Source organism: Streptomyces sp. NPDC054863 (genome assembly GCF_053610825.1).
Genome location: NZ_JBSGZD010000488.1, coordinates 1 through 3,287, shown reverse-complemented (window position 1 = coordinate 3,287; position 3,287 = coordinate 1). Strand labels below are relative to the sequence as shown.

Genomic DNA, 3,287 nt, shown 5'->3' with positions numbered 1-3,287 from the left:
TAGATGTGCCGGGCGTGTGTGTGGGCTAAGTCGCCGTTCGGCTGCTCGAGGTGGTGGATGTTGCTGAAGGAGCTGTCTTCGGTGAGGTAGGACATGTCGTCCTCGTCGGCTGTGAGGGAGAGCAGGTTGCGGGCCTGGCCGATGACGTCCTCAAGAGCCGCCTCGGGCAGCGCGCCCGGCTGGGCGAACACCGCGACGTTCTCGCGGACGATCATCAGGGTCGGGATCGACTGGATCTCGAAGGCCGCAGCCAGCTCCTGCTGGGCCTCGGTGTCGACCTTGGCGAAGACCAGGTCCTGGTGACGGTCGGAAGCCCCCTCGTAGACCGGCGCGAACTGACGGCAGGGGCCGCACCACGACGCCCAGAAGTCGATCAGGACGAAGTCGTTGTCGGTCACTACGCTGTCGAAGTTCTCTTTGGTCAGCTCGACAGTGGCCATGTTGTGCTCCTCTTCCGTCATTCCGGGCGTCGCCGTCACCGCACAACGGTGCGCGGCGCCGCCCTATTCCGTCGGTTCGCCTTCCCCTGTGGTCGCGGCGCACACCACCCATCAGACTGAGTTTCATGACAGCTGCCGCAGGAACCGAAGAAGGCCGGGAATCCACCGAGTACGACGTCGTGGTGCTGGGCGCGGGCCCGGTCGGCGAGAACGTCGCGGACCGGGCCGCCGCGGCCGGGCTGAGCGTCGCAGTCGTCGAGTCCGAACTGATCGGCGGCGAGTGTTCGTACTGGGCGTGCATGCCCAGCAAGGCACTGCTGCGCCCGGTCGTGGCACGGGCCGACGCCCGCCGCGTACCCGGGCTGAAGCAGTCGGTTCAGGGCGACCTCGACGTACCGGCGGTCCTCGCCCACCGCGACTACTACACCTCGAACTGGAAGGACGACGGGCAGGTCGGCTGGCTGGAGTCGATCGGCGTGGCGATCCACCGCGGCCACGGCCGTCTCGAAGGGCCCAGGAAGGTCACCGTCCAGGCCCCCGACGGCGGACGGACGACGCTGGTCGCCCGGCACGCCGTGGCGATCTGCACGGGCACCAGGGCCGTCGTCCCCGACCTGCCCGGCATCGCCGACGCCAAGCCCTGGACGAGCCGCGAGGCGACCAGCGCCAAGGAGGTGCCGGGGCGGCTGGTGGTCGTCGGCGGGGGAGTGGTCGGCGTCGAGATGGCCACCGCCTGGCAGGCGTTCGGCTCGCAGGTCACCGTTCTCGTACGGGGTGAGGAGGGGCTGCTGCCCAGGATGGAGCCCTTCGCAGGGGCCCTCGTCCGCGAAGCCCTCGAAGAGGCGGGCGCCACCGTACGTACCGGAGTGTCGGTCTCCGCGGTGGAGCGCGACGGAGCGACGGTCACCGTCACCCTCGACGGGGGCGAGCAGCTCGAAGCCGACGAGATCCTCTTCGCGGTGGGCCGCGCGCCCAGGACGGACGACATCGGCCTGGACACGGTGGGCCTCAAGCCCGGCTCCTGGCTCGGCGTCGACGACAGCTGCCGGGTGACGGGTTCCGACTGGCTGTACGCGGTGGGAGACGCCAACCACCGGGCGCTCCTCACCCACCAGGGCAAGTACCAGGCCCGCATCGCGGGCGAGGCGATCGCCGCCCGGGCACAGGGCCGCTCCGTGGACGACGCCCCCTGGGGAGCCCACTCGGCGACCGCCGACCACGCCGCCGTCCCCCAGGTGGTCTTCACCGACCCCGAGGCGGGCTCGGTCGGGCTCACCCTCGCGGAGGCCGAGCGGGCCGGCCGCAGGGTGCGGGCCGTCGACCACGACATGGCCTCCGTCGCCGGAGCGGGCCTCTACGCCTCCGGCTACAAGGGCCGCGCCCGCATGGTCGTCGACCTCGACACCGAGACCCTCGTCGGCGTCACGTTCGTCGGCCCCGCGGTCAGCGAACTGGTGCACTCCGCCACGGTGGCCGTGGTGGGCGAGGTGCCGCTGTCACGGCTGTGGCACGCGGTTCCTTCGTATCCGACGATCAGCGAGGTCTGGCTGCGGCTGCTGGAGACGTACCGGGGGTGAGCGGGCGGTTCGGTGTGCCGACCGGTCCGACCCGTGTGCGAATGAAGCTCGGCTTGGGGGCCACTTAAGAAATCCTCGATGGACGCGGCCCGCGCGGATCGGCAGATTGGTGCCCGCAAGCGATCACCATGGGACCGCCGTGGTGATCGCCACGGGTCAGCGCTGTCCGCGCGCTGCCGCCACGCCCTACCGCCTGGAGCCACAGCCATGAGAGCACTCGTCAAGCACAAGGCCGAGCCCGGGCTGTGGCTCATGGACGTCCCCGAGCCGGAGACCGGCCCCGGCGACGTGCTCATCAAGGTGCTGCGCACCGGCATCTGCGGCACGGACCTGCACATCCGCAACTGGGACGGCTGGGCGCAGCAGGCCGTCACCACGCCCCGCGTCCTGGGCCACGAGTTCGTCGGCGAGGTCGCGCACATCGGCGCGGACGTCGCCGACATCGCGGTCGGCGACATCGTCAGCGGCGAGGGCCACCTGGTGTGCGGCAAGTGCCGCAACTGTCTGGCCGGCCGCCGCCACCTGTGCCGCAGCACCGTCGGCCTCGGCGTCGGCCGCGACGGTGCCTTCGCCGAGTACGTGGCGCTGCCCGCCTCCAACGTGTGGGTGCACCGCACCAAGATCGACCTCGACGTCGCGGCGATCTTCGACCCGTTCGGCAACGCCGTGCACACCGCGCTGTCCTTCCCGCTGGTCGGCGAGGACGTCCTGATCACCGGCGCGGGCCCGATCGGCATCATGGCCGCCGCCGTTGCCAAGCACGCCGGCGCCCGCAGCGTCGTCATCACCGACGTCAGCGAGCCCCGCCTGGAGCTGGCCCGCCAGGTCGGCGCCACCCTCGCCGTCAACGTCGCGCAGAGCAGCATCGCCGAGGCGCAGGCCAAGCTCGGCCTCAAAGAGGGCTTCGACATCGGCCTGGAAATGTCCGGCCGCCCCGAAGCGATGCGCGACATGGTCAGCAACATGACGCACGGCGGACGCATCGCCATGCTGGGCCTGCCCGCCGAGGAATTCGCCGTCGACTGGTCGAAGATCGTCACATCGATGATCACCGTCAAGGGGATCTACGGCCGCGAGATGTACGAGACCTGGTACGCGATGACCGTCCTGATCGAGGCCGGACTCGATCTGCGCCCCGTCATCACCGGCTCGTACGGCTACGAGGACTTCGAGGCCGCGTTCGACGAGGCGGCCACCGCCCGCAGCGGCAAGATCATCCTCAACTGGGCTTGATTTTTTCAAGGCTCGGTTCGCCTCCGGGGCGCTCAAG

General features: G+C 70.3%; 3 protein-coding genes. 2 read left to right on the top strand and 1 reads right to left on the bottom strand.

The window, feature by feature from the left end; all coding sequences use genetic code 11:
• Positions 1–440 (bottom strand): thioredoxin (trxA, locus tag ACWGIG_RS38070; protein WP_453326303.1); only part of this gene is annotated, 440 nt, incomplete at its 3' end.
• Between the two features lie 125 nt (positions 441–565).
• On the opposite strand from trxA, the gene ACWGIG_RS38065 reads away from it, so the two are divergent.
• Positions 566–2,017 (top strand): dihydrolipoyl dehydrogenase family protein, encoded by a 1,452-nt coding sequence (locus tag ACWGIG_RS38065; protein ID WP_453326302.1) that lies wholly within the window; start codon positions 566–568, stop codon positions 2,015–2,017.
• Between the two features lie 207 nt (positions 2,018–2,224).
• Positions 2,225–3,250 carry an L-threonine 3-dehydrogenase gene (tdh, locus tag ACWGIG_RS38060; protein ID WP_453326301.1) on the top strand — a complete coding sequence of 342 codons (1,026 nt, stop codon included), beginning with the start codon at positions 2,225–2,227 and terminating at the stop codon, positions 3,248–3,250.
• The last annotated feature ends 37 nt before the right edge of the window (positions 3,251–3,287 follow it).